Origin of the sequence: Corynebacterium sp. (assembly GCF_030535495.1) — a bacterium.
GTDB lineage: Bacteria > Actinomycetota > Actinomycetes > Mycobacteriales > Mycobacteriaceae > Corynebacterium.
In genome coordinates, this window is record NZ_JAUNRW010000189.1 from 1 (window position 1) to 1,717 (window position 1,717).

Below are 1,717 nucleotides of genomic sequence, written 5' to 3' on the forward strand. Positions count from 1 at the left end.
CGACCGTGACCGCCAGGCGCGCGGCACCCGCCTGCGTCGCTACAGCGGCCGCACCACCGACCCGGTCACCTACGATGACGATCTCAGCGGCACCACCGGCCGGAGCATGCGCGAGCAGCATGATCCGCGGGACCTCGGCAACGTCGACGCCGATGGTCGCCCCCTCGACGATGGTGATCAGCACATCCCGCGCTCGAACTACTAGGGAACGTCCGACAACGCCCTTCCGCATCTCCGCGGGAGGGCGTTGTCATTGTGTCACTCCTCCTCGAGCAGGCCCGGCCACATCTCCGGCTGGAACGCCGGGGTCGCGGAGGTCGGGGCGAGGGCGGCCAACGCGGACTCCCGCGACCACCCGCTCACCTCGAGCAGATCAGCGGTGATCGAACGGGCCTGCGCGAGGATGACGTACTCGGAGAGCACCGCCCGCTCACTGACCGCGTCCATGCCGGAACGGGCACCGATGATCTGCAGGCGGCGGACGATCCCGGGGATGTCCTGCGCCTCATTGGAGGCGGTCTGGACATCGAAGACATCCGAGAGCTCGGCGGCGATGTCGGCGAGTTCGTCGACGATGTTGACCAGCCGCGTGGACACCCGGTCCCCGTCCTGGCACAGGACCAGGGCCCGCCTGGCCAGCACCCGGGCGTTGCGCATCGTGTACTCGACGGAGGGCAGGATGCGCTCGAGGGAACGCACCCGGCGGCGCGAGCCCCACAGCAGCGGCGACAGCAGGGCCATCTCGCGACCGTGGGCGGCGGCGGAGAGCATGTTGTTGATGTCGGGCTGCGTGTTGTGGACGGCATCCATCGCCTTGTCCAGCGCTTCGGCGTCGCGGGTGTCGAGGGCGAGGGCGACGTCGTCAAGCACGGACGACGCGATACCCAGCAACTTGGACACCTCCTGCCGACCGGAATTGAGCGGCGACGAGGGCAGCAGCGCGATGGTCGCCAGACCGATCGCGGCGCCGACGAAGGCGTCGAGCATACGGGCGGGCCCGCCGCCCTCGGTGCCCGGCGGCAGGATCGTGGCGATGAGGATCGAACCGATCGCCACCTGGTTACTCACCAGGGGCGACTGCGAGAGAAACGACGCCACCAGCAGCGACACCGCGACCACCAGGGGGATCATCCACGGTCCGTCGGGGGTGTAGTGGACGAGCAGATCGCCCAGACCGACGCCGACGATGACGCCGAAGGAGAGCTCCAGGGCCTTGCGGATCCGCTCGCCGCCGGTCAACCCGAGGATGATGACGACGGTGATGGGGGCGAAGAACGGCAACGGGTGACCCAGCAGGGAACGTGCCACCCAGAAAGCCAGCCCCGCGGCGATGGCGACCTGCAGAATCGGGAAAAGGTTCTTCCGCACGCGCTGGGCCCGGGACTCCAGGGATCCCTCGACGCGGCGGAGTCGCTCCAGGGTGCCGACTCTCAACTTCGCCATGAAGCCTCAGCGTAGTGGAAAAGGGAAAAGCCCCGCACGAATGGCGGGGCTTCGGCAGCGGGTGAGACTACTTGACGGTCTTGCCCACGGAGTGGAGATCCTGGCAGGCCTCGATGACGCGCTCGGCCATGCCCTGCTCGGCCTTCTTCAGGTAGGAACGCGGGTCGTAGACCTTCTTGTTTCCGACCTCACCGTCGACCTTGAGGACGCCGCTGTAGTTCTCGAACATGTGGCTCACGATCGGGCGGGTGAACGCGTACTGGGTGTCGGTGTC

3 protein-coding genes are annotated in these 1,717 nt (G+C 67.9%); 1 reads left to right on the forward strand and 2 read right to left on the reverse strand.

Annotated elements, in window-relative coordinates; genetic code table 11:
- On the forward strand, window positions 1-205 hold a 205-nt coding region (locus tag Q4F73_RS12445), incomplete at its 5' end, for a hypothetical protein (protein WP_303359653.1).
- A gap of 53 nt (window positions 206-258) precedes the next feature.
- Here the strand turns inward: Q4F73_RS12445 and Q4F73_RS12450 are convergent.
- Together Q4F73_RS12450 and Q4F73_RS12455 are read right to left on the reverse strand one after the other, a co-directional pair.
- Window positions 259-1,443, reverse strand: a complete 1,185-nt coding sequence (locus tag Q4F73_RS12450; RefSeq protein ID WP_303359654.1) for an aromatic acid exporter family protein — start codon at window positions 1,441-1,443, stop codon at window positions 259-261.
- Between the two features lie 67 nt (window positions 1,444-1,510).
- Window positions 1,511-1,717: class II fructose-bisphosphate aldolase (locus Q4F73_RS12455; RefSeq protein ID WP_303359655.1), on the reverse strand; the 207-nt coding region annotated here is incomplete at its 5' end.